This window comes from Sinorhizobium sp. (assembly GCF_059070375.1).
The window spans coordinates 2,773,783-2,798,279 of the sequence record NZ_JCACWC010000003.1 but is presented as its reverse complement, the minus strand read 5'-3'; the positions used below and the strand labels follow the sequence as shown (position 1 = coordinate 2,798,279).

Below are 24,497 nucleotides of genomic sequence, written 5' to 3'. Positions count from 1 at the left end.
ACGCTCCGGGAGTCCGTCCCGGAGCGTCGTGGATGAATTATTCGGCAAACTGCGTCAGCCAGTGGCGCGGCTTGTTGTCCGGCAGCTGCACGATCTTTTCGATCTTGTTCGACATGACCCAGGCCATCGGCTGCTGGTGCAAGGGCAGCATCACGATCTCGTCCTTCACCATTTGCAGCGCTTTGCTTTGCAGCGTCAGGCGCTTGGTGCGGTCCATTTCGGTCGACGCCTGCACGATCAGCTTATCGATCTCCGGATAGCTCCAGCCGCCCCAGTTGAAGACGCCGGCATTGGCCGTCTTCGTCTGAATCATCTGGAGAAGGATCGAATAGCTGTCGAGCATCGGTTCCGTGGCCCAGCCGATCAGATAGACATCGGCCTTGCCGCTCGTACGCTTCGGCGCCTGTGCGGCGGTGGGGGCAATGTCGAGCTGCGGTTTGAAGCCTGCGCGGCTCAGCAGGTTCACCAGCCCCTGGCAAAGCTCTTCCTCGTTCACATAGGCGTCGGTCGTGCAGACCAGCGTGAACGGATAGTCCGAAGCGCCAGCCTCGGCCAGAAGCTTCTTCGAGAGGGCAGGGTCGAATGCCAGCGTCGTGTCCAGCTCGGGAGCGTAACCCGGAATTTCCGGCGCGACCACCGCGCCTGCCGTGCGCGACTTGCCGCGCATGACGCGCTGCTGGATCAGATCCCGGTCGAGCGCATGGGCAAAAGCCTGACGCACGCGCAGGTCGTTGAACTTGTTCTCCGAACCGTTCGCGAGTTCCGGCTTGCGGTTGAAGCCGACCATGACGGTACGCAGATCGGTGCGCTCCATGACCTTCAGGTCGGGCTGCGCCTGCAGCCGCGGCAGATCCTGCGACGGTGCGTTTTCCGTGAAGTTGACTTCGCCGGAAAGGAGCGCGGCGACGCGCGTCGCCGCCGAGGTGATCGGCGTGAACTCGATGCGGTCAATGTTGGACTTGGAGGTCTTGTCCCACCAGTCCGGGTTCTTCACGAGGACCGTCTTGGAATCCGGGACCCGGCTTTCCAGCTTGAACGGACCGGTGCCGTTGGTGTGATAGGTGGCGTAGCCTTCGATCTTCGCGCCGACATCGGTCGGCTTTTCCGAATTGTTGGTCTTCAGCCAGCCGGCGTCGAAGACGTGGATGTTGGTGAGGTCGTTGAGAAGCAGCGGATAGGGCCCGCTCAGCTCGATATCGATCGTATGGTCGTCCACCTTCTTGGAGGACTTGTAGGCCGGCAGGTTGCCGCGAAGCGGCGAAACCGGATCGCTGACGCGTTTCAGGGATGCGAGCACGTCGTCGGCAGTGAAATCCGCGCCATCGTGGAATTTCACGCCTTTGCGCAAGTGAAAGCGCCAGACCGTCTCGGAGACGGTTTCCCAGGATTCGGCTAGGGCCGGTTCGATCTTCAGATCGGCGTCGTAACGCACCAATCCTTCATAGACGTGATTGAGGAAGGACAGCGTATAGCTGTCGCCATAGGAGTAGGGATCAAGCGAGTAGATATCGCGCGCCGCTCCCCATTTCAGCGTTTCGGCATGGCCGGACAAGGTCAGGCCCATCAGCATCGTGGCCGCGAGGCCAAGTTTCTTCATCATATGTTTGCTCCGCTTCTGGAAATTTGCGCCTCCTTTTCGGAGGTCTGTTGTCATGCACCGCCGCATCCGTCGCCGGTTGCGGTATTCTCAAATGCTTGCGCCGGATGGGCGCACACGGGGTTGGGTGTGATTTTCCTCCATACGACATGACCTGCCTCCCAGGTCATATGAGGACAGTATGGCGATCGGCAAAAAGTTGTCAACGTGATTGTAGACAATATTTGTCCTATCGGCCCTATCGAATATGTCGACAAAATGCTCGGTTCCAGGTGAGTCCCTACTGGACCTTCCATACCGGATAGCTCGGCTGGAAGATTTTCCCGACGGGCGGATGCTGCCAACTGCGATCCGGATATTTGGCAATCAGGCCGTCATATTGTTGCTGCGCCCGCTCGCGCGCCGCAACCATGTCGATGCCGGCGACCTTGCCGTCCAGCATCGATAACCGCCCGTCGACAAAGACGGCCTGCGTCACCTTGCCGGAACCCCCGACGACCAGCGTGGTGACCGGATCGACGCTGGGGGTCATATGGACATCGTCGAGACGGAAGACGGCGATATCCGCTTTGGCGCCGGCGGCGAGCCGCCCGAGGTCGCTGCGACCCAGCGCTTTCGCGCCGCCGAGCGTGGCGGCATCGAACAGATCTCTGGAGAATACCGCATCCGCAGCCTTCTCGCCGATACGGCAGGCGATCAGCCCGACCAGCAGGTTCATCAACATGTCGGGCGGCGCGGTGTCGGTAGCCATGCCGATATTGATGCCGAGCCTGCGGCAGGCGGCGAAGGAATTGAGAATGCTGCCCATGCGCGCCGAGACCAGCGGCGAATGCGCGATCGAAACGCCATATTGCGCGTAAAGCTGCAGATCCTGTGGCGAGGCGTAGGTTCCATGCGGCGCGATCAGCCTTTCGCTCATGAGCCCATGATCCGCCAGCCATTGCGGCGCGGAAACGCCATGCAGTCTGCGCATGGTGTCGAGTTCCAGATTGCCCTGCGCCATATGAATTCTGACGCGGCAATCGAGATCGCGCGCGGCGGCCATGGTGCGCTGCAACAGGGGCAATGTGCAGGTTTCGATACGGTCCGGCGCCAGCATTCCGTTGACCAGGCCGTTATGGCGGCCATGGTTGCGCTCGATGAAATCGATCGCGTCCGCAAGGCCTTGCAGTCCCCGCGCCTCATCGAATACCGGCTCGATACGCCCCGGACCCTCCAGGATCATCCCACCGGAGCGATAGGCGGGGCTCAAAAAGACCCTGAGCCCGAGATCGCCCGCCGCGTCGGCCGCAGCTTCGAATTCCGCGACGGTCTCGGCCCATTGGCGATAGTAGAGCGACGCGATGGGCGCGGCGGTGGTGATGCCGTTCAACAGCAGCAGGCCGAAACCGAATCGCTTCTGGAACGCCAGCTCCTCGGCGGAATACATTTCATAAGGTCCGCTCTCTACATAGGAACGCGGCCAGATGCGCCCCTTGGCCCAACCAGGCTGGTTGTCATGAACGAGCAGGTAGGTATCGAGATCGGACAGGGCGTCGAGGTCGATCAGGCCGGGGCTGACCAGCGCCGAGCCGAAATCGATACGGCGCGCCACGTCCCCCTCGAAACGCGGCCCGGCATAAAGCACCTGGTTTCGCTCGAGGACGATTTCGCCGTCGGGAATCAGCGCGTGGCCGCCATCGCGCCAGGCGAGCACCCATTGTGCGGTTATCAGCGTTCGCCCCTCGGTCCGCTCACCCAGAACGAGTTGGCTGGAAAGATCAGGTTTCATGGGATTTTCGATCCTGCTGCATATCAAAAGAGCGCCTCACCGGGGTGAAACGCTCTGATTGCGGGCCGGAAGGTCAGGCCTATTCGGCCATTTGCGTATGCCAGTGGCGCGGCTTGTTGTCGGCACGGAAGTCCACGCTCTTGACCTTGTCCAGCATGCCCCAGGCGATCGGCTGCTGGTGAAGCGGGATCAGGATCGCCTTGTCCTTGGCGATTTTCAGCGCCTGTTCTTCCAGCGCGAGACGCTTGGCGGTGTCAGGTTCCTGTGCCGCCTTCTTCACCAGATCGTCGAGTTCCGGATAGGACCAGCCGCCATAGTTGGACACGCCCGTCGAGCCGCTGCGCGTGGAGAGAACCTGAGAGAGCAGCGAATAGGCATCGAGCGTCGGTTCGTTTGCCCAGCTCAGATTGAACATGTCGGCCTTGCCATTGATGCGCTTCGGCTGCTGCACGGCGCGCGGGCCCATGTCGATGGTGGGCTGGAAGCCGGCACGCTTGAGCATGTTTGCAATGCCCGAGCAGATGTCTTCCTCGTTGATGCTCTCGTCGTTCATGCACAGATAGGTGAAGGCGAGATCCTTCTGGCCGGCATCTTCGAGCAGCTTCTGGGCAAGCTTGGAATCGGCAGGCTGATAAGTGTCGAGCGACTTCGCATAGCCGGCGATTTCCGGTGCTATGAGCGAGCCGGAAGGCCGCGCCAGCCCGCGCATGATCTTCTTGTTGATGAGATCGCGGTCGATGCTTGCTTCCACGGCCTGGCGCACGCGAAGGTCCAGGAACGGGTTCGGACGCCCGTCTTCGAGCTTTTCCTTGCCGTTGAAGCCGATGAAAACCGTGCGCAATTCCGTGCGCTTGCTTACGGTGATACCCGGCGAGGATTCCAGACGGGGAAGATCCTGAATGGGGGCGGAATCGAGCAGATCGATTTCGTTGGAAAGAAGCGCTGCTACACGCGTTGCCGCCGACGCGATCGGAATATACTCGATCCGGTCCAGATTGTGCTTCTTCTGATCCCACCACTGATCGTTGACGAGGAGAACGGTCTTGCTGTCCGGGACGCGGCTTTCCAGCTTGAACGGGCCTGTGCCGTTCGTGTTGTGCGTGGCGTAATTCTCGGTGTTGGACGCGATATCGGTCGGCTTTTCTGCGTTGTTGTCCTTCAGCCATTTGGCGCTGAACATGAAGATATTGGTCATGTCGTTCAGGAACAGCGCGGTCGGCGCCGAAACCTCGATATCGACCGTGAAATCATCGACCTTCTTGACGCCGACATAGAGCGGAATGTTGCCGCGCAGGGGCGAGGTCGGGTCCGAAACGCGGTTCATCGAGGCGACCACGTCGTCGGCCGTGAAATCCGCGCCGTCGTGGAACTTCACGCCTTTGCGCAGGGTGAAACGCCAGTGTTTGCTGTCGATCAGCTTCCACTCGGTGGCGAGCGCCGGCTCGATCTCGAAGTTCGGGCCATAACGGATCAGACCTTCATAGATGTGGTTCAGGAAAGCCAGATTGGATGTCGAGGGAACGGAATCCGGGTCGAGCGAATAGATATCTGCCCGGCTGCCCCAGCGCAGCGTGGCGGCACTTGCCGAAGTGGCCAGCACCGGCGCGGCAATAGCCGCTGCGGCCAGCGCCGATATCAGAAACCTGTTTAAACGCGACATGAACTTCCCCTTATGACGGTCGATAGAGTGGTTGGCCCGAATTTTTTGGCAGTATCATAATCGATTGTTTTATTGTCAACGATATTGTTGGCAATTATGAATCAGAACATCGACAGTTCGGAATGACATTACGGGGCGCGGAAACCACGCATCGAATAACGCCAACGGCATTCTTCAAGGGGAATAGGAAATGGATGGGCTCCTGCTGCTTCACGGGACGATCGTCACCGTCGACGAGACACGGCGGATCATCGACGATGGGGCGCTGGCAATCGAGAAGGACAGGATTGTCGACATAGGCACGTCGCAAGCGCTGGCTCCTCGTCATGCCGGAAAGAAAGTGATCGACTGCCGGGGCAAGATGATCATCCCCGGGCTGATCGATGCTCATGGGCATGCGGGTCATGCGCTTATCCGCAGCATCGGCGCCGACACCAATTCGCTGTGGATGCGCATCGTGACGCCGACCTACTATCACTATGTCACCCGCGATTACTGGTATGCGGATGGCCTCGTCTCGGGCCTGGAAAGACTTCGTGCGGGCGTGACCACCTCGGCCAGCATCATCACATCGATGCCGCGCAGCGACGATCCGGTATTCGCCATCAATCATGCTCGCGCCTATTCGGAACTCGGGCTTCGCGAGATCATCTGCGTTGGCCCAGCGGGTCTGCCCTGGCCGCAATCGGTCACGCGGTGGGAAAGCGGCAAGCCGGAGCGGCGCAGCGTCTCCTTCGAGGAGATGATCGAGGGCGCCGAAGCCGTCATCGAAAGCCTGAACGGAACCGCCGACGGGCGCATCAAGGTCTTTCTGACGCCATTCACGATCGTGCCTTCGGTCGAACCGTCGAACGCCTCGACGCCGGACTTTGCCGTCAATCTGACCGAAAACGACCGGATGCAGGCGCGGCGCATCCGTGAAACCGCGCGCAAATGGGGCGTGCGCATCCATTCCGATGCCTTCGCCGGACAGATACGCATGGCCTGGCAGGACAAGGAAAATGCGCTGCTGGGCCCCGATGTGCACCTCCAGCATTGCTGGGGAATATCCCACGAAGAGATCGACATCCTGGCCGAAACCGGCACCCATGTCACCCACGCGCCACCCGGACGCTCCACGCCGATCATGGAGATGATGGCCCGGGGCGTGCCGGTCGCGATCACTTCGGACGGCGCGGCTCCGAGCCGTCATTTCGATATGCTCCAGATCGCGCGCAGCGCCCAAGCCACCCAGCACATCCTGCACAATCACGACCGCTATATCCTGCCGCCGGGCAAGGTCTTCGAGATGATCACCATCGATGCGGCCGGCGCCATCGGCATGGATCACGAGATCGGTTCGCTCGAGGCGGGCAAGAAAGCGGACATCGTCATCATCGACATGCGCAAGCCGCATCTGACGCCCAACTGGATGCCGGTTCACCGGCTGATCCACCAGGTTCTCGGCAGCGATGTCGATACGGTGATCGTCGACGGCAGGATCATCATGGAGGAGGGCAGGGTACTGACCGCCGACATGTATGAGGCGCTGGCTTTCGGTGAAGCCGAAGCAAAGGCGCTCGTGGAGCGGGCCGGTCTGCACGCTCACATGCACGATCCCGGCTGGAAGCAATTACATCGCACGTTTCAAAGGCCTGTTCCGCTTCCGCCCGTTCCGGAGCATTGAACTCACGCAGCTGATTGGAGACCGGGAAGCCCGCAATGCGTCCATGAAAGGCCAGCGACGCCGTTACCAGCCCGCGAAATCTCCAAGCAAGGCCTCATCGATGCGTCCGGCGGCCACATCGGCGAGCGCCTGGTCGAGCAGAGCGACACCCGCCTCGGCCTCCGCCTGCGTCAATGTCAGCGGAGGCGTGAGTTCGAGCACGTTGGACCGCATGCCGACATAATAAAGTACGAGGCCGAGTTGGAAGGCGCGGTAGACGGTCAGCGCCGCCTGACGCGAAGCCGGTTCGCGGCTGGCGGGATCGGTCACGAGCTCGACGCCGAGGGCGAGGCCGCGGCCACGCACATCGCCGGTGAGGGCATGGCCGGCGGCAAGGCGGTCAAGCGCGGCGCGCAGCACCTTGCCGCTTCTTTCCGCATTCAGGACGAGGTGGTCGCGCTCGATCGTCTGCAGCACGGCCAGCGCGGCGGCCGCGCAGACGGGATTGCCGTGCACGGTCTGCAGCGAGAAGGCAACGCTGTGATTCATGATGGCTTCCGAACCGACCACCGCAGAAATCGGCAGGCCGCCGCCAAGGCCCTTGCCGAAGACGACGATGTCCGGTTCGATACCGGAATGCTCGAAGGCGTTGAAGCGGCCGCTCCGGCCGAGGCCGACCTTCACTTCGTCCGATACGATCAGAATGCCGTGCCTGCGGCAGAGCGCTTCCACCGCCTTGAAGAATCCGTCCGGCGGCACCAGCATGCCGCCGTCCGACTGGATCGGTTCGATGAAGAACGCTGCGACCTCTTCCGGCGGCACTTCGGTCGCGAACAGCCGCTCGAGGCGGGCGAGCGCGGCGTCCCTTGCAACCTCGGGGCTGCCGGCGGCATAGCTGTTCGGATAGGGCACGAGCGTCAGGCCCTGTGCCCGACTGCCCTGTTGTGCCGGATGGCCGGAAACGCCCATGGAGCCGATGGTGCCGCCGTGATAGGCCCCGTGGAACGCTAGAATGCGCGGCCGGCCGGTGGCGGCGACCACCATGCGGGCGACCGTCTCATTGGCGTCGGAGCCGGAATGGCCGAACCAGACGCGGCCGCGGGCGCGCTCAGGCACGAGCGAAAGCAGCTTTTCGGCGAGCAGCACGCAAGCCTCGTTGGCCGATGAAAGATAGCTCGCGCCCGCCTGATCGGAGAGCGCGCGGCCCACCGCCTCACGGATGGCCGGATGAGAGTGGCCGAGGCTCGCCGCGCCCCAGGAGGCGGAGAAATCGAGAAGCTGCCGCCCGTCGTCGGCGGTCAGATAGGCGCCGCTGCCGCCGACGACCGCCTGCGGAAAAAACCGCAGATGCGCCATTTTCGAAACCGAGCGGCTTTCGCGGGCGTAGAGATCGGGCACGCAGGCAATCTCCTCTATTTGAAAAAGGTGACAACCTCTTCGAGCGAGACGACATGGCAGTAGATCATGTTGATGATCTCCAGTTCCCGCCGGTGCAGATCGTCCGTCGCCGCGGCGCCGCAATCGTCGACGACGACCACGCCGAAACTTTCATCCGCCAGGCTGCGCACGGTTGAGGAGACGCACTGGTCGGTGAAGATGCCGCAGCAGATGACGTCCTTGATGCCCATGTTATGCAGGACGAGGCGAAGGTTCGTACCGGTCAGCGCGCTGTCTGTCGTCTTTGTGACGACGATCTCGTCGCTACGCGGCTCCAGTTCCGGAACGATCTGGCCCTCGGGCAGCTCCTTCGGCAGGAGCAGGTAATTGAAGCCGGGCTTCTTCTGGCTCAGCGAGCGGTCGCGCCCGTCCGGCTTCAGGCAGGCGATGCGGGCGAAGATGACCTCCACCTTGCGCTTGCGGCATTCGTCGATCAGCCGCGCCGTGTTCGGTATCACCGTCTTGCGCATACGGTCGTAGAAAGGCTGCCAGCGGGCGGTTTCCTCAGGCGTATCCTTCGGGTCGAGATAGGTGTTCTGGATGTCGATGACCAGCAGCGCCGTCGTCGCCGGATCGAGCACGATGTCGTCCGGCTCCTCGGCACCGGCATAGTAGAAAGATCGGTAGGCGGTCTTCCAGCTCATGCAACTGACTCCTTCTTGCGGCGGGCGCGGTTGAGGATGTGGCCTATCTCGCGATTAGGGAAGAGACCGCCCGGCTTGACGATCATTACCGCGATCATGGCGAGCGCGAGGACGATTTCCGTGAGGCCGACGACCTGGCCGGCGCCCAAGGCGGTGGCGTTGAGCGCGCCTTCCGTGCCGCGCAGCCCCTCATAGGCGAAGGTGACGAGAATCGTGCCGGCCACCGCGCCTGTCACCGTGTTGGCGCCGCCGATCACCAGCATGGTGATGATGAGGAACGTCTCCTTCAGGTAGAAGGCCTTCGGCGCGAACGAGGTGATGAAATGTCCCCACAGCGCCCCGCCGATGCCGGCGATGAACGCGGCGAGGATGAAGGCGCGCCAGCGCAGATGCGGAATGTCGGCGCCGAGAGCCGCCGCGGCGACCTCGTCCTCCCGCGAGGCGCGCAGCAGCTTGCCTGTCCGCGATTCCTTGAAGGCAAGCGCCACGACCACCACGATCGCCGCGACGATGGCGGCGATCGGCATGTCCGTCGTCTTCGGCAGGCCGAAGAGCGTGCGCGGGCCGTTGGTGAAGGCGCTCCAGTTGTTCATGACCGTGTAGAGCACGACGAGCAGCGCGAAGGAGGTGATCACCGACGCCGCATCCGAAAGCCGCATCAGCGGATAGGCGACGACGGCCGCGACGACGGCGGCCAGCACGCCCGCCGCGAGCATGGCGAGGAGCGGCGAAACTTCCACGACCTTCATGAAATCGTAGAGATCGGGCAGCGCCATGCCCTTCATCTGAGCCGGGATGGTGAGCACGGCGGACGTGTAGGCGCCGAGGCCCATGAAGCCGATATGGGCGAAGGAGAGCAGGCCCGAATTGCCCATGAAGGTCTGCAGGCCGATGACCAGCACGAGCGAGATCAGCAGGTTGGTGGCGATACGGTCATAGAGGCGGATGCCGAGGAGCTGGCTTCCGACGGCGATGATGGCGATGACGCCGATGAGGATGAGGGCGGTGAAATAGGAGTGTTTCATGGTCGCGCTCCCCTCAGGTCCGCTGTCCGCTCGCCGGACCCCTGATGAGGCCGTCGGGGCGCCAGAGCAGGATCAGGATGACGAGGCTGAAGGTGAAGGCGTCGCGGAATTTCAGCAGATCCTGCGACAGGGTGTAGTTGAGCGTGGTGTCGATGAGCGCGAGCAGGAAACCCCCGACAACGGCGCCGGGCAGGCTCCGCATGCCGCCGATGACCGTGGCGATGAAGGCGACGAGCAGCGGCTCCAGGCCGATGCCCGGAACGACGGTGCCGATGCGGCCGATCCAGAGAATGCCGACGACGCCGGCGAGGAAGCCGGAAAGGGCGAAGGCGGACGAGATGATGAGGTTCGCCGGCACCCCCAGCATGCGCGCCATGGTGAAGTTCGTCGCCGCTGCGCGCATCGCGATGCCGAGCGTCGTCCTGCGCATCAGGAAGGCGACGCCGGCGAGCAGTGCGATGGAGGCGGCGATGGTGATGAGGTTGCGGACCGGGGTGATCGCACCGGCGATCGAGACAGTCTGCGAGAAGATGTCCGGCAGCGGCACGTTGCGTGGTCGCGGCGAGATGAACAGCAGCGCCGCGTTCTGCAGCAGGTTGGAGAAGGCGAAGGAGGTGATCAGCACCGCCGTCACCGATTTGGCCCGCACCGGACGGAAGGCGGCGTAGTCGGTGATGATGCCGAAGAGGATCGCCATACCGACGGCGAGCACCGCCATGACGAGCCAGGGCAGGCCCGAGCCGCTGGCGAGAAACATCGTATAGCCGGCCACCATGATGAGTTCGCCATAGGCGAAGTTCACGAGGCGAAGGATGCCGTAGATGATGACGAGGCCGAGTGCCATGAGCGCATAGGCGCCGCCGAGGCTGAGGACGTCGATGACGAACTGGATCGCGAAAGCCATGGATCAGCCTCCCAGATAATGCGCGCTGAGGTCGCTGGTCGAGCGGATTTCCTCGGCCGTGCCGGATGCGACGATGGCGCCGAGGCGCATGACGAAGGCGCGGTCGGCGACGGCGAGCGCCTGGTTCACGTTCTGCTCGACGAGCAGGATGGTGAGGCCGGATTTCTTCAGTGCCTCGATCATCTCGAAGATGCGTTCGACGATGGCCGGCGCAAGGCCGAGCGAGGGTTCGTCCAGAAGAAGCACCCGTGGCCTTGCCATAAGCGCGCGGGCGATGACGAGCATCTGTTGCTCGCCGCCGGAGAGCGTGCCGGCCGCCTGTTTCGAGCGCTCGGCAAGGCGCGGGAAGAGCGTGTTCAGCTTCTCGAGGTTGTCGCGGTTGCCAGCTTGGTCGCGGCGATGGATATAGGCGCCGAGCATCAGGTTTTCGGCGACCGTCAGGTCCGGGAAGACGTCGCGGGTTTCCGGCACGGTGGCAAGGCCCGCGCGCACGACCTGTTCGGGGCTCGCCGCGGTGATGTCCTTGCCTTCGAGCGTGATCGTGCCGCCGGAGGCTTTCAGCGCGCCGGCGATGCACTTGATGGTCGAGGATTTGCCGGCACCATTGGCGCCGAGCAGGCTCACCAGCTCGCCCTTTCGAAGCGTGAAGCTGATGCTGCGCACAGCGCGGATCGCGCCGTAGCTGACGGAAAGGTCGGTGACGTCAAGCATGGGCCGCCCCCTTGCCGAGATAGGCTTCGATAACGGCCGGGTGGCTGCGGACATGGGCGGCGTCGCCCTCCGCGATCGTGCGGCCGGAGGCGAGCACATGCAGCCTGTGGCAGAGGCGCATGATGAGACCCATGTCGTGGTCGATGATGAGAAGGCCGAGGCCGCGTTTCTCGGGCAGTTCGGCGAGGGTGTGCAGCAGGGTTTCCGTCTCGGCATCGTTCATGCCGGCGGCGGGCTCGTCGAGCAGCAGAAAGCGCGGTTCGGCGGCGAGCGCCCGGGCGATTTCGACGCGGCGCTTGTCGCCATAGCTGAGGCTTTCGCCAAGCTCGTCCGCCTTCGCCGTCAGGCCGAGTTCGGCCAGCAGGTCCTTCGCGCGTTCAGCCGACACAGCGCGGGAGGCGCCCTTTGCCAGCGCCGCCGCCTCGACATTCTCCAGGACGGTCATCGAGTTGAAAATGCGCACGATCTGAAAGGAGCGGCTTACGCCCGCAAGCGCGATCTCGCGCGGCGAGAGACCCGACAGGGTGATGTCGCCGGCGGCGATCGTGCCGGTCGCCAGCTTCACCTGGCCGGTGATGGCATTGATGAGCGTCGTCTTGCCGGAGCCGTTCGGCCCGATGAGGCCGACGACCTCGCCGGCGGAGACCGAGAGCGAGACATGGTCGAGTGCGCGCAGGCCGGTGAATTCCACCGACACGTCGTTTACCGCGAGACGCGTTTCAGACATGGCTTTTCCGAGGTGATGGGGCCGGCATTGCGGCCGGCCCGAATTGACCGATCAGGGCTTAGGCAGGGATTCCGGCTTACGCCATCCAACAAAGCTCGGCTTGCCGCCCTTGAGCTCGATCAAGGCCGCTGCCTTGTTCGGCACATGGCCTTCGTCGTTCGTGCCGTAGTCGAGATCGCCGGTCAGCAGCTTGAACTGGCCATCTTCAAGTGCCTTGGCGAGCGCTGCGCCTTCGGTCGTTCCGGCCGCCTTGACCGCCTCGGCGAGCAGCATGATCGTATCCCAGCCCGTCGAGACGAAGGACGTGTCCGGCGCCTTGCCGAACATCTCCTTGTAGAGCTCGATGAACTTCGGCATGTCCGGATGCGCTTCCGGGCCCATCCAGGTATGCGTGACGAAATAGACGTCATTGCCGAATTTTTCGCCGAGCGCCTCGTGCATGGCCGGGTCGTCATAGGCGTCGCCACCGAGAACCGGCGCATCGTAGCCGACTTCGCGCAACGCGCGGATGATCACACCGATGTCCGTGCCGTAGGAGGAGACGAAGATCACGTCCGGCTTCTTGCCGAGCGCCTGGAGACGGGCGAGCTGGGCGGAAAAATTATTGTCGCCGTTCGTGTAGGTGTCTTCGAGCAGAATCTCGCCGCCATCGGCCTTGAATTGCTCCACGAAATATTTCGAGAGCGATTTGGTATAGGCGATGAACTGGTCGGTGACGACGTAGGCCGTCTTCCAGCCCTTTTCCTTGACGGCGAAATCGGCGGCCGTCGCACCCATCGTGGTATTCCACATGGAGAGCGTGAACTGCTTGTCGCCGAGCGACCAGGAGGAATAGAGCGGGTCGGAGGCGCAGGTCGAGATGCCGACGAGGCCCGCCGACTGCGCCTCACGGCTCGCGGGCGAACCGAAGTCGAAATCGCACGGTGCGACGATGATCTCGGCGCCCTTGTCGATCAGTTCGACCGCGACGTTGCCGACCGTCACCGGATCCGACTTGCCGTCGATATTGACGAATTCGACCTGCTTCCCCAGCAAGCCGCCATTGTCGTTGAGATACTTCACGGCGACCTTCGCGCCGTTGTAGCCGGGCGTGTCGAGGGGAGCCTGAATGCCCGTCATCGAGAGTGCGCCGCCGATCAGGATCTTGTCGTCGTCGGCAATGGCTGTGGAAGAGGCAAGCGCGAAGCTTGCCGCTGCCAGAAACAGTCTGGAAGTCTTGATCATGGTCGTTCCCCTTATTGATGCCATTCGGCGGTGATCGTTGTGCGGCCTGGTCTTTTGACCTTCTTGTGCGGACCGCCCTCGTATGCTCCCTATTTGCCTCCCATCGGCCGTTCGGAAAGGTTACTGCCCGATTTCCTTCAAAAGATCGTCGGTCGATATCTGGCGGCAATAGCCCTTGATTGCGCTCAGCGAGGTGTAGTGGCGTTCCTCCGAATAGGTGCCGCAGGCATCCGGTACGAGCGTCACCAGATAGTTGAGGTCGCAGGCGTCGCGCACTGCCGATTCCACGCATTGGTCGGTCAGGAGGCCGCACAGCACGATCTGCCTCACCCCGAGATTACGCAGCACATAGTCGATATGGGTGGAGACGAAGACACTGGAGGAACTCTTCGGGAAGACGATCTCGTCCTCCAGCGGTTCGAGCTCGTCGATTACCTTACCATCCCAGGAGCCTTTCGGCACGTTGAAGCCGGTGATCTTGTAGTCGAGGCTGCGGTCACGGCCGTCTTTCGTCAGGCTCTCGATCGTCGTGTGCAGCACCTCGATGCCGGCCTTGCGGAAACCGGCGAGCAGGCGCTGCATGTTCGGTATCGCCACCTCGCGGATACGGTTGAAGTAGTAGCCGTACTTGCCGGCAATATCCGCATCGGAGACATCCTTGAACTCGCCCCCCTCGCGGCTGACGGAAAAGTTCTGCACGTCGATGAACAGGATGGCGGAAGCGGCCGGGTCGAGCGGCACGTCGCGGGTGGTCGGATGGTCAGCGGCCATCATTGGTTCCTTCGATGCTTTCTGCCGCAAGTCGGAGGGGGCCGGCCAGCCGGTCCGCCCATTCCTGTTGTCCGCGGGCGTCGTTGATGAGGTCGTTGCGCACTTCGAGAAGCACATGCGGAATGCCGCGCCGCTCGCCGTGCACGGGGATCGTGTAGTCGGAGAGATCGTCGACGTGGTACGGCTCATTGAGCCTGACGGTAACGTCCGGATTGGCGGCGCGGAAGACTTCGGCCAGCCGTTCGGCGAAACGGGCGTCGCGATTGTAGAGAAGGCCGAGTTCGAAATCCCGGACGGCGCCGGTCGCGCGCATGACGGGCGTGAAGCTATGTACCGAGACGAGGAAGAGCGGCTTGCCGGCCGCCTGTCGCTGGTCGAGCGCGACGGCGATCGCCTCGTGGAGCGGCTGATGGATTTCCACGTAGCGGCCGCGACGTTCGCGATCGGACAGGTCGGCGTTGACCGGAACGACGGTCCCGTCGCTCTGCGCCACGAAGCAGTCCGTCGCTTCCAAGGGGCGATTGCAGTCGATGACGAGCCGGCTATAGCGCTGCAGGACGAGTGTTGCATCGAGGCGCTCGGAAATGCCGCGCGCAACACCCTCGGCGCCGACGTCGTAGGCGATGTGACGGTCCATTTCCTCGGGTGCAATGCCGAGATCGCCAAGCGCTGCAGGCAGCGCGCGGCCCGCATGTTCGCAGGTCAAGAAGATCGCCGATCGGCCGGGCGGATTGATCCATTCTACGGGATCCGGGTCACCCGCCTGCAGCAATCTGGTCGTGTCGCGATCTGCGAGCCTGAGCATGAGATGAGATCCGTCGTACGGTCCGGCGCGGGCCGGCGGCGCGGCCTTCAATGGCGAACAGTCAAAGAAATTTTTCAATCATAGTCAATCTGATTTTTCTGTTTGACTAATTTTTTTCAGGACGCGAATATTCGTTCCAACCAAGGGAAGACACACCGATGAGCGATGGGAAATCGTCGACGACGATCCGCACGAGGATCCGCGAGGCCGCCGGGCAGCTGACGGCCAGCGAGCGAAAGATCGCCAATGCCATTCTCGCCGATTACCCCTTCACCGGCCTGGAAAGCATTCAGGAACTGGCGGCCAAGACTGGCGTCAGCGCGCCCTCCATCACCCGTTTCGTCAGTAAGATCGGCTGCGGCGGTTTCCAGGACCTGCAACGGCAATTGATCGCCGAGCTGAAGGAGGGCCGGCGCTCGCCCCTCGACCTGAAATCCAGCCAGAGGCCGGTCGGCCATTTGGAGTTCCTGTCGGAATATGTGGCGCGTGTTTCGGTCGTCATGGGTGAAATGACGGGAATGGTTTCGCAGGCACAGTTCGACATTCTGGCCGAGCTTCTCGCCGACCCGTCGCGCAACATCTTCCTGCTCGGGGGGCGTGTCAGCAACAGCATCGCTTCCTTCCTGTCGATCCATCTCCGGCAGATCCGCAGCGGCATCTACCACATGGCCGACAACCCGGAATTCTGGCCGGAGCATGTGCTGCGCATGCGCCGGAAGGATGTCGTGCTGCTGATCGATTTCCGGCGTTACCAGCTCAGCCTCGCACGCCTTGCCGAGAACATCGCCCAAAAGCGTGGCGCGACCATCGTCGTCGTCACCGACAAGTGGATGTCGCCGGCTGCCCGCAACGCCGATCACATCGTCGCTCTGCCGATCGACGCCGGCACGGCCTGGGACACGGTTTCCGCTGCCATGGCGCTCGTCGAGGCACTCATCGTGCGCGTCTCGGAGACGGACTGGGAGGCGACGCAGAAGCGTATCAAGGATTGGGACGGCATCCGCTTTGCGATGCCGGGCTACGACCAGGACAGGATCAACGGGGACGCAGATGAAACGTGAGGAAATGATGGTCGCCTGCTGCGGCGATCTCTCGGGCAAGGTGCGCGGCAAGGCCTTTCCGCTGGCGCAGATGGACAAGCGCTTGCAGCGGGGCGTCGGCTGGACGCCGACCAATGTACAGATCACCTGCTTCGACGCGATCGCCGAAAGCCCCTTCGGCTCGCTCGGCGACCTCGTGCTCATTCCCGATCCGTCGACCTGCGTCAGCTTCGAAAGCGAGGAGGGGGCGCCGAAGGAGAACTTTGTTCTCGGTAACATTCGCTATACCGACGGCCGCCCCTGGGAATTCTGCACGCGCTCTATTCTCGAGGCCGCCCTGGAGCGGCTGCAGAGCGTGGCGGGTGTCACGCTGTACGGTGCCTTCGAGCATGAATTCCAGCTCAAGCACCGCGTTGGCGAAGTCGGCAAGGCCTTCACGCTCGGAGGGTTCCAGGAGGAACGGCATTTCTGTGAGGCGATCATCGCGGCAATGCGCGAGGCTGGCGTGACGCCCGATACGATCCTGAAGGAGTTCGGCGCCGGTCAGTTCGAGGTGACGATGGGCCCCCAGAGGGGCGTCACCATCGCCGACCATTCGCTGATTACCCGCGAACTTGTCGGCCTCGTCGCGCGCGAGCTTTCTTATGAGCCGACCTTCACGCCGATCCGCGATCCGGCCGGGGTCGGCAACGGCGTGCATGTCCACTTGAGCATGCTGGATTCGGCGGGTGCCCCGGTCACTTACGATCCGAACGGCAAACATGAGCTTTCCGAAGTTGCGGGAAAATTCGTCGCCGGCATTCTGAAATATCTCGACTCGATCATTGCGATCACGGCGCCGAGCGTGGTCTCCTACCTGCGTCTCACACCGCATCGCTGGAGCGCAGCCTTCAACAATCTCGGTTTTCGGGATCGCGAGGCATCGGTGCGCATCTGCCCGGTTTCCGACATCAGCGATATCGCCCGCGCCGCCCAGTTCAACTTCGAGTTTCGTGCGGCCGATGCGACCGCCAATCCGCATCTTGCCCTCGCGGCAATCGTCCATGCCGGGGTACAGGGCATCGAGGAGGGGCTCGCGGTGCCGGAGGCGACGCAGGAAGATCTTTCGCTCCTGAGCGCGGAGGCCCTTGCCGCCCGCGGCTACGTCCGCCTGCCGCAGACACTCGAAGCGGCCCTCCAGCGCTTCAAGGGCAATGCGACCGTGTGCAGCTGGTTCCCCGAAGGCTTTGCCGACGTCTACGTCAAGCATAAGGAGGGCGAGATCGCCTATCTGGCGGACAAGACGCAGACGGAGATTTGTGCGGCCTACGACAGCGTCTATTGACGGCAACTGCCGCCGCTGCCGTTTACGGCCTGATCCTCGTCGGGCAGATTGCCGCATTCTGCAGTTCGGCTTTGGGCGCGACGTCCGCAATCCCTATATAGTGGGCAGCAGATGCGACCGAACCGGGCGGATGGTATGAGCGACGAATTGCAGGGCCACGCTGTGCAAAGCCCCGCTATGCGCGAAAGCGCAAAAGCGGAGATGAAGGCACTCGGGATCGATGAAGCGTTCATCGGTAGGCTGGTCGACACGTTTTATGCGCGTGTGCTCGCGCATCCGGAGCTTGGGCCGGTATTCGACGCAAGGCTTTCGGGACGCTGGCCGGAGCACATGGAGAAGATGAAAAGCTTCTGGTCCGCCGTTGCCTTCCGCAGCGGCGCTTACGGCGGAAAGCCGGTGCAGGCGCATCTCGGCGTCGCCAATATGTCTCCGGAACTCTTTCCGAAATGGCTGGGGCTCTTTGCTGGGACGCTGGACGACATTGCACCGAATGAGGAAGCGAAGGCCTGGTTCATGGCCACGGCAGAGCGCATCGCGCGTAGCCTGACGCTCTCGCTCTTCTACAATCCGGCGCTCGACGACCCGGCACTCAAGCGCTCCTGAAGTTCGCCTTGGCGATTGCCAACGAATCTCCCTTGTCATGTTGTACTTACAACATTATAGGATGAGGAGAGATCTGGAGGCTTTATATATGTCCGACCGCCGCGTGTTGGCGAACGCCATTCGATTCCTGACCGTTGATGTCGTGCAGAAGGCGAATTCGGGCCACCCCGGAACGGCCATGGGAATGGCGGACATTGCCGAGGTTCTGTGGAACGACTTCCTGCGGCACAATCCGGCCAATCCCAAATGGATCAACCGCGACCGTTTCGTGCAGTCGAACGGACATGGGTCGATGCTGACCTATTCGCTGCTTCATCTCTCCGGCTACGGGCTGACGGTTCAGGATCTGAAGGATCACCGCAAGCTGCATTCCAGGACGCCAGGCCATCCGGAATACGGCATCACGGCAGGGGTCGAGACGACGACCGGTCCGCTCGGCCAAGGTTTTGCTACGGCGGCCGGCATGGCACTGGCGGAAAGGAAGCTTGCGCAGGAGTTCAACCGCGACGGCTTTCCCGTGGTCGATCACTTCACCTATGTTTTCGTCGGCGACGGCTGCCTCATGGAGGGCGTAGCGCAGGAGGCGGCCTCGCTCGCCGGCACTTTGAAGCTCAACAAGCTCATCGCCGTCTATGACGACAACAGCATCTCCATCGACGGCGAGACGCCGGGCTGGTTCGCCGACGACACGGCCGCTCGTTTCCGTGCGCTCGGCTGGAACGTCATCGCGGACGTGGACGGGCACGATGCGGAGGCAATCACCGCGGCCTTCGATGCCGCGCGCCGCTCGAGCGACAAGCCGACCATGATCTGCTGCAAGACGATCATCGGCTATGGCTCGCCGAACAAGCAGGGCAAGGAGGAGGTGCACGGGGCGCCGCTTGGCGTGGAGGAGGTGGCCCGCACCCGCGAGCACCTTGGCTGGAAGCATGAGGCTTTCATCGTGCCGGATGCCGTGATGCGGGCATGGGACGCCCGCCCGCGCGGCGAAAGGGCGGAAGCCGAATGGAATGCCCTTTTCGCGGCCTATGAGGCGAAGCATCCCGAACTGGCCGCCGAGCTGAAGCGGCGTACCGCAGGCCGGCTGCCGGACGAGTTCGATGCGGTTGTGGCAAACGAGGCAGAGCGGGTTCTAGCTCACGAACCGGTCGCGCAACCGATCCGCAAGGCTTCCAACCGCGTTCTCGGCAATCTCATCCGAAGCGTGCCGGAGGTGATCGGTGGTTCGGCCGACGTTTCGATGTCGACGCTGGCCTGGACAGGTGCGGCGCGTTCTATCACGCCGGACGATTTTTCAGGAAATTTCGTGCACTATGGCGTGCGCGAGTTCGGCATGTCGGCAATGATGAACGGCATGGCGGCCCATGGCGGTCTCATCCCCTACGGCGCCTGCTATCTCGTGTTCAGCGATTACAGCCGCAATGCCGTGCGCCTTTCGGCGTTGATGGGCCTCAAGACTATCTTCCTCTTCACGCACGATTCGATCGGAGTGGGCGAGGACGGTCCGACGCATCAGCCGTGCGAGCAGCTGGTGGCGCTCCGCGCTATCCCGAACATGTCGCTGTGGCGGCCGGGCAGCGAACTGGAGGCGCTCGTTGCCTGGGAATCGGCGCTGAAGCGTGAAGGGCCAAGCGTTATCGTTGCCGCGCGACAGGACGGTGCGGTTTTCGCGCATAGGAGCGCCGATCTCGACGGTATCCGTCGCGGCGGCTACGTGCTGCAGGACGGGGGCGGCAGGCCCGATATCGTCCTCGTCGCGACCGGCTCTGAGATCGGCCTTGTTCTCGAAGCCGCGGCGGTGCTGGAGGGCCAGGGCAAGGCGGTTCGGCTCGTATCCATTCCCAATGGCAATCTCTTCGCAGCGCAGGACCGTGACTATCAGGAAAGCGTGCTGGCTTTCGGCACGCCGACGATATTTGTCGAGGCGGCCTCTCCGCTTTATTGGTACCAGTTCCTCAAGGGACCGGGTACGGTCGTCGGCGTCGACCGATTCGGCGAATCCGCGCCCGGGCCGGAAATCTACCGCGTCATGAACCTGACGGCTGAACGGATCGTATCCGAGGCCGGTCGGTTCCTGTGCTGACACCTTGATCCAATGACGGGGAAAGCATGTATCTCGGCATCGACCTTGGCACCGGTTCGGTCAAAGCGCTTCTGATCGACGGCGACGGCAAGGCTGTCGCCGAGGCCGCGCGAGCCTATCCCGTCTCCTCGCCCGTGCCGGGTCATGCCGAGACGTCACCCGCGGACTGGTGGGCACAAACCGTGGCGGCCGTGCGCGCCTGCTGCGAGGGGCACGGCGGCGACGTCCGCGGCATCGGCCTGTCGGGCCAGGCACACGGTCTTGTCGCCATCGGTGCAGACGCCAAGCCGCTGCGGCCTGCCATTCTGTGGGCCGACCAGCGGGCGACCGCCGAAATGGAGGCGGTGCTTGCCCTCCCGGAAACGGTGCGGCGTCCGCTGGCCAATCCGGTCGTCAGCGGGATGGCCGGTCTCTCCCTTCTGTGGCTGCGGCGGAACGAGGCGGCCACCTATGGTGCGATTCGCCGCATCCTCGCCCCCAAGGATTGGCTGCGGCTCGTCATGACGGGCGAGGCCGCGACCGAGCCCTCCGACGCGTCGATGACACTGCTCTACGATGTCGGGGCCGAACGCTGGGCAAGCGATGTCCTCAGCCACCTGGCGATCGATCCCGCGATCCTTGCGCCGATCGTCGAATCCCATTCGGTCGCCGGCAGGCTGAGTGCAGCTGCGGCCGCAGAGCTTGGCCTTGCTGCCGGCACGCCGGTGGCCGCAGGCCTTTCCGACACGGCATCCTGCCTGTTCGGCATGGGCCAGACGAAGCCCGGCTCCACCATCCTCCAGGTGGGATCGGGCATCCAGATCATGTCGGTGGTCGAAACCATCGAACCGCGGGTCCAGCCCTTTTATAACAGTTATCGGGGCATCGGCGGCAATCTCTACTCGATGGCCGCCCTCCAGAACGGCGGCACGGCATTCGAATGGGCCCGCACCGTTCTCGGCGCCTCCTGGCCGGAGATGTACCATGCGGGCTTCGAGGAGAACGAAGGCCATGGCGGCGTCATCTTCTTGCCCTATGTGACGGGCGAGCGAGCGCCGCTGCTCGATCCGAACGCCTCCGCCGCCTGGGCCTATATGCGCCTTGGCTGCACGCGCAGCCAACTGATCCGATCGGTCTTCGAAGGCGTTGCCCTCGCCGTGCGCGACAGTTGGGATGCCCTGCGCGCTGTCGGTGTGTCGGCGGATCGGATACTCCTGACCGGTGGCGGCAGCACGGACACGCGCTGGCAGCAATTGCTGGCGGATATTCTGGAGGTGCCGCTTGTGCCGGCACACGATCTCGGCAATGCCACGATCGGCGCGGCCTATCTCGGGGGCATGGCTGCCGGCCATTGGCGCTCAATCGAGGACATCCCGTTGCCGGACAATTCCGGCAGTCTGATCGAACCCCGGCCGTTCGAGGAGCTGGACGCACTCCTGCCCCGGTTTCGCGCCACCTATCGTGGCCTCAAGCACGTCTGAGAATGCCGCGCCGCTCTCAATAGGTCCGGTGCAGGTCGATGGTCAGCCGGGTCCGATCGGGATGGTGCCAGGACTCGTAATATTCGAGCACCTGCTTGTTCTGGTCGTAGGTGACTTCCCGGTTGAACAGGACGTAACTGTTCATTTCCACATGTAACTGGGCGGCGATCGCCTCTTCATTGATGCGAGCGAGCTCGACCTGCCGTCTGCCGGTCGTCGCCACGGCGTTGTAGCGCTCGGCAAGATACTGGTAGAGGGAGACGTCCTCGAGCTCCTTCGACTGCAACAGATCGGGAAAGCGCGAGTAGGGCAGGAAGTTGCGCACCACGAGGAAAACCACCCCGTCCGCATAGCGCAGGCGCTCCAGAAACACCGCATCGTTTTCGCCGATCTGCTCCGCGACATGGGCGGGCGGCTTGATGCGCTCCTGCTTCAACACGCGGGTCGTCAGCTTGAACCCGGCCTTGGCCATGCTTTCAAGCAGGGGATCGAGCTGCTGAACGAGCGCGATCGGCACCTTGCGTTCCAGCACGAAGGCGCCGCGGCCGCGCTCCGTCTCGATGAGATTGTCGTGGGCAAGCGACTGAAGCGCCTGCCGGACGACGCTGCGCGAGATGTCGTACTGCTGACAGAGCTCGCCTTCGGTCGGCAGCTTGCTTCCGGGAGGGTAAGCGCCGGATTCGATCGCGGCCCGCAGCGCCCCGGCGAGCTGAAAATAGAGTGGGATGGGTGAACTGCGTTCGATGCTCATGCGAATCTCTGCCTTTCGTACCGTGGCGGATAACTCTGCCCGTCATACCCATGACCTGACAAGCGGACATCTGTAAATGCGTCCGGACGGGTTGCACGGGGCGTTGACACTCACAACTCGTTCCGGTAACGATGTACGGACAACATTACAAAAAGCCTTTCTGATATAACAGATTGTGCGGGGACATCAAATACGGGAGTGGCGGAGGTGAATCCGAGTAAAGCTGTCGCCGAGCGCATGCCGGATCGCGCCGATGCGGGGTGAGGGTCGGTCGTTTTTGCCCGCGCCACGCAGGTGAAGAACGTGTGGCTGCCTTACGGGGAGTAGGGCAGGGAGGAAGGCGGGCCGCCGGCCCGCCTGCAACATGTGCCGGGCGCGACGAGCTCCCGCACCGCAAATCGAAGACCGACGGTTCGCAGCCGAGGGCCGCGCAGTTGCGCGGCCTCCCCAACGCGCGCTCCTAGGTCAGGTTGCGACATGCACAGAGGGAGGACAGGGGTGTATCTCGAACGCTTCAGGCTCGACGGCGAACTTGCGGTCGTCACCGGAGGAGGACGCGGCATAGGACTCGCGAGCGCCGATGCGCTCGGCGAGGCAGGCGCGCGCCTTGCCATCATCGAACGCGATCCGGCGCTCCTTGAAGAGGCCCATGCGATCCTTCTGGCGAAGGGCTACGACGTTTCCGTGCACCAGGGCGACGTTACCGATCCTGCCCGCATGCAGGCGATCGCGGACGAACTAACCGCGAACGGCGGCGCTTCCATCCTCGTCAACAATGCGGGCATCGCGCTCAGTGATATTCCAGCCGAGGACATGGAGGACGAACGCTGGCTCAAGGTCATCGACGTCAACCTGAATGGCGTCTACTGGTGCAGCCGCGCTTTCGGCCGGCAAATGCTTTCGGCCGGTCGCGGATCGATCGTCAATGTCGGCTCCATGTCCGGCTTCATCGTCAACCGGCCCCAGCCGCAGGCGCATTACAACGCCTCGAAGGCCGCCGTACACCACCTGACCAAGTCGCTCGCCGCTGAATGGGCGCCGCGTGGCGTGCGGGTCAACGCGGTCGCGCCCACCTACATCGAAACGCCGCTCAACGCGCTCGTCGAGAACGACAGGCCCATGCTCGACCGCTGGCTCGATTCCACGCCCATGGGGCGCATGGGCAAGGACCACGAGGTCGCAAGCGTGATCCTCTTCCTGTCCTCCCGGGCGGCCAGCCTGATGACCGGATCGATCGTGCTTGCGGATGGAGGATACACGCTCTGGTGATCGCATCCATGCCGCATGCCGGAACGAACGAATAGCAATCAACAAGGAGGAGTTACAATGTCCCGCATCAAGACGCTTTTGGCAGGGTCCGTGGCCCTGTTCGGCCTGACCTCTGCTGCCGTGGCCGAGGAGTGCAAGGTGGGCCTCACCATGCCCTCGCTCAACGCGCCCTACTTCGCGGCGCAGGTCGCTGCGGTTGAAAAGGCAGCCAACGACCAGGGTTGCGAAATCACGACGGCGGACAGCCAGAATGATTTTTCCAAGCAGATCAACGACGTCGAAGACATGATCGCCAAGGGAATCGACATCCTGATCCTCAACCCGCGTGACCAGGAGGCGCTCGTTCCGGTCGCCGACGCCGCTACCAAAGCCGGCGTGAAGGTCGTCGTGATGGATTCCACGCTGAACCCGAAGGCCAACGTCGTCACCCAGGTCCGTTCCTCGAATGACGAGAACGGCCGTCTCGTCGGCGACTGGATCGCCAAGAAGATGAAGGGCACGCCGATCAAGATGCTCCTCCTGTCCGGCAACCAGGGCAATCCCGGCGGCCTCGATCGCCGCATGGGCGTCATCAAGGGCATCGTGGAAGGCCAGCTCGTCAACGAAGGTGCGGTCAACCTCCAGGTTCTGGGCCAGGGCTGGGGCGACTGGGCGACGGACGGCGGTCTGAAGGCTGCGGAAGACCTGTTCCAGGCCCATCCGGACGCCAACCTCGTTGTCGGCGAAAACGACTCCATGGTCCTCGGCGCGGTTCAAGCCGCGAAGGCTGCCGGTCTCGATGGCATCCTGTTTGCCGCCGCGGCCGACGGGCAGCGCGAGGCGCTGGAGATGGTCAAGGAAGGGACCTACGGCGCCACCGGCCTAAACGATCCGGACCTCGTCGGACGAACAGCCTTCGATATCGCCTACAAGGCCTTCAAGGGCGAGCTTCCGGCCGACTTCCCGAAGCTGCACCTGACACCGGCCGACGTCATCTCCGCGGACAACGTCGACAAATACTACAACCCGCAGTCCGTATTCTGATCGACAATGAAGAAAGGGATGCA

The 24,497-nt window shown here is 63.0% G+C and carries 21 protein-coding genes; 8 read left to right on the top strand and 13 right to left on the bottom strand.

The genetic code is table 11. The features are described from left to right. Positions 1-37: 37 nt before the first annotated feature. The 3 genes from AC5J09_RS25515 to AC5J09_RS25505 all read right to left on the bottom strand — a co-directional run bounded on the left by AC5J09_RS25515 (position 38) and on the right by AC5J09_RS25505 (position 5,028). A complete protein-coding gene (locus AC5J09_RS25515; protein ID WP_275597446.1) occupies positions 38-1,600 on the bottom strand; it encodes an ABC transporter substrate-binding protein in 1,563 nt (520 codons plus the stop codon). Between the two features lie 277 nt (positions 1,601-1,877). After that, the gene (locus AC5J09_RS25510) at positions 1,878-3,368 is read right to left on the bottom strand and encodes an amidohydrolase family protein (RefSeq protein ID WP_494298833.1); all 1,491 of its coding nucleotides are present in this window, start codon (positions 3,366-3,368) and stop codon (positions 1,878-1,880) included. A 79-nt stretch (positions 3,369-3,447) separates the two neighbouring features. Beyond that, positions 3,448-5,028, bottom strand: a complete 1,581-nt coding sequence (locus tag AC5J09_RS25505) for an ABC transporter substrate-binding protein (protein ID WP_494298832.1) — start codon at positions 5,026-5,028, stop codon at positions 3,448-3,450. 190 nt (positions 5,029-5,218) lie between these two features. On the opposite strand from AC5J09_RS25505, the gene AC5J09_RS25500 reads away from it, so the two are divergent. Beyond that, positions 5,219-6,694 (top strand): amidohydrolase family protein, encoded by a 1,476-nt coding sequence (locus AC5J09_RS25500; RefSeq protein WP_324762219.1) that lies wholly within the window; start codon positions 5,219-5,221, stop codon positions 6,692-6,694. 63 nt (positions 6,695-6,757) lie between these two features. Here the strand turns inward: AC5J09_RS25500 and AC5J09_RS25495 are convergent, their stop codons facing one another. The 9 genes from AC5J09_RS25495 to AC5J09_RS25455 form a co-directional block, all read right to left on the bottom strand. Further along, positions 6,758-8,071: an aspartate aminotransferase family protein gene (locus AC5J09_RS25495; RefSeq protein WP_494298831.1), complete on the bottom strand. Its 1,314-nt coding sequence runs from the start codon at positions 8,069-8,071 to the stop codon at positions 6,758-6,760. Between the two features lie 14 nt (positions 8,072-8,085). Beyond that, the gene (locus AC5J09_RS25490; RefSeq protein WP_324762217.1) at positions 8,086-8,754 is read right to left on the bottom strand and encodes a cysteine hydrolase family protein; all 669 of its coding nucleotides are present in this window, start codon (positions 8,752-8,754) and stop codon (positions 8,086-8,088) included. Further along, positions 8,751-9,779, bottom strand: coding sequence for a branched-chain amino acid ABC transporter permease (locus AC5J09_RS25485; protein ID WP_494298830.1), 1,029 nt, complete (start codon positions 9,777-9,779; stop codon positions 8,751-8,753). The genes AC5J09_RS25490 and AC5J09_RS25485 overlap by 4 nt, the downstream gene beginning before the upstream one ends. A gap of 13 nt (positions 9,780-9,792) precedes the next feature. Next, positions 9,793-10,683: a branched-chain amino acid ABC transporter permease gene (locus tag AC5J09_RS25480; protein WP_018095856.1), complete on the bottom strand. Its 891-nt coding sequence runs from the start codon at positions 10,681-10,683 to the stop codon at positions 9,793-9,795. A gap of 3 nt (positions 10,684-10,686) precedes the next feature. Beyond that, the gene (locus tag AC5J09_RS25475; RefSeq protein WP_411933753.1) at positions 10,687-11,394 is read right to left on the bottom strand and encodes an ABC transporter ATP-binding protein; all 708 of its coding nucleotides are present in this window, start codon (positions 11,392-11,394) and stop codon (positions 10,687-10,689) included. Further along, positions 11,387-12,121, bottom strand: coding sequence for an ABC transporter ATP-binding protein (locus tag AC5J09_RS25470; protein WP_100671952.1), 735 nt, complete (start codon positions 12,119-12,121; stop codon positions 11,387-11,389). Before AC5J09_RS25470 ends, AC5J09_RS25475 begins: the two co-directional genes overlap by 8 nt. A 51-nt stretch (positions 12,122-12,172) precedes the next feature. Beyond that, positions 12,173-13,345 carry an ABC transporter substrate-binding protein gene (locus AC5J09_RS25465; RefSeq protein ID WP_324762214.1) on the bottom strand — a complete coding sequence of 391 codons (1,173 nt, stop codon included), beginning with the start codon at positions 13,343-13,345 and terminating at the stop codon, positions 12,173-12,175. A 120-nt stretch (positions 13,346-13,465) separates the two neighbouring features. Further along, complete coding sequence (locus AC5J09_RS25460) at positions 13,466-14,116, bottom strand: cysteine hydrolase family protein (RefSeq protein ID WP_275597455.1); 651 nt, start codon at positions 14,114-14,116, stop codon at positions 13,466-13,468. Then, positions 14,106-14,921 carry an N-formylglutamate amidohydrolase gene (locus AC5J09_RS25455; RefSeq protein WP_494298829.1) on the bottom strand — a complete coding sequence of 272 codons (816 nt, stop codon included), beginning with the start codon at positions 14,919-14,921 and terminating at the stop codon, positions 14,106-14,108. The genes AC5J09_RS25460 and AC5J09_RS25455 overlap by 11 nt, the downstream gene beginning before the upstream one ends. 158 nt (positions 14,922-15,079) lie before the next feature. Between AC5J09_RS25455 and AC5J09_RS25450 the strand changes: the two genes are divergently transcribed. The 5 genes from AC5J09_RS25450 to AC5J09_RS25430 all read left to right on the top strand — a co-directional run bounded on the left by AC5J09_RS25450 (position 15,080) and on the right by AC5J09_RS25430 (position 21,431). Then, entirely contained in the window at positions 15,080-15,982 is a 903-nt protein-coding gene (locus AC5J09_RS25450; protein ID WP_494298828.1) for a MurR/RpiR family transcriptional regulator, read from the top strand. Continuing rightward, positions 15,972-17,285, top strand: a complete 1,314-nt coding sequence (locus tag AC5J09_RS25445) for a glutamine synthetase family protein (RefSeq protein ID WP_275597458.1) — start codon at positions 15,972-15,974, stop codon at positions 17,283-17,285. Before AC5J09_RS25450 ends, AC5J09_RS25445 begins: the two co-directional genes overlap by 11 nt. A gap of 135 nt (positions 17,286-17,420) precedes the next feature. Further along, positions 17,421-17,888, top strand: a complete 468-nt coding sequence (locus AC5J09_RS25440) for a group III truncated hemoglobin (protein ID WP_275597459.1) — start codon at positions 17,421-17,423, stop codon at positions 17,886-17,888. An 88-nt stretch (positions 17,889-17,976) separates the two neighbouring features. Next, the gene (tkt, locus tag AC5J09_RS25435) at positions 17,977-19,971 is read left to right on the top strand and encodes a transketolase (RefSeq protein ID WP_494298827.1); all 1,995 of its coding nucleotides are present in this window, start codon (positions 17,977-17,979) and stop codon (positions 19,969-19,971) included. A 26-nt stretch (positions 19,972-19,997) separates the two neighbouring features. Further along, on the top strand, positions 19,998-21,431 hold the full coding sequence (locus AC5J09_RS25430) for a xylulokinase (protein WP_494298826.1): 1,434 nt from the start codon (positions 19,998-20,000) through the stop codon (positions 21,429-21,431). A 16-nt stretch (positions 21,432-21,447) separates the two neighbouring features. On the opposite strand, the gene AC5J09_RS25425 is transcribed toward AC5J09_RS25430, so the two are convergent. After that, complete coding sequence (locus tag AC5J09_RS25425; protein ID WP_411921532.1) at positions 21,448-22,182, bottom strand: GntR family transcriptional regulator; 735 nt, start codon at positions 22,180-22,182, stop codon at positions 21,448-21,450. Positions 22,183-22,680: 498 nt separating this feature from the next. Between AC5J09_RS25425 and AC5J09_RS25420 the strand changes: the two genes are divergently transcribed. Together AC5J09_RS25420 and AC5J09_RS25415 are read left to right on the top strand one after the other, a co-directional pair. Continuing rightward, positions 22,681-23,451, top strand: a complete 771-nt coding sequence (locus AC5J09_RS25420) for an SDR family NAD(P)-dependent oxidoreductase (RefSeq protein ID WP_494298825.1) — start codon at positions 22,681-22,683, stop codon at positions 23,449-23,451. A 57-nt stretch (positions 23,452-23,508) separates the two neighbouring features. Beyond that, positions 23,509-24,474, top strand: a complete 966-nt coding sequence (locus AC5J09_RS25415; RefSeq protein WP_494298824.1) for a substrate-binding domain-containing protein — start codon at positions 23,509-23,511, stop codon at positions 24,472-24,474. Positions 24,475-24,497: the final 23 nt, after the last annotated feature.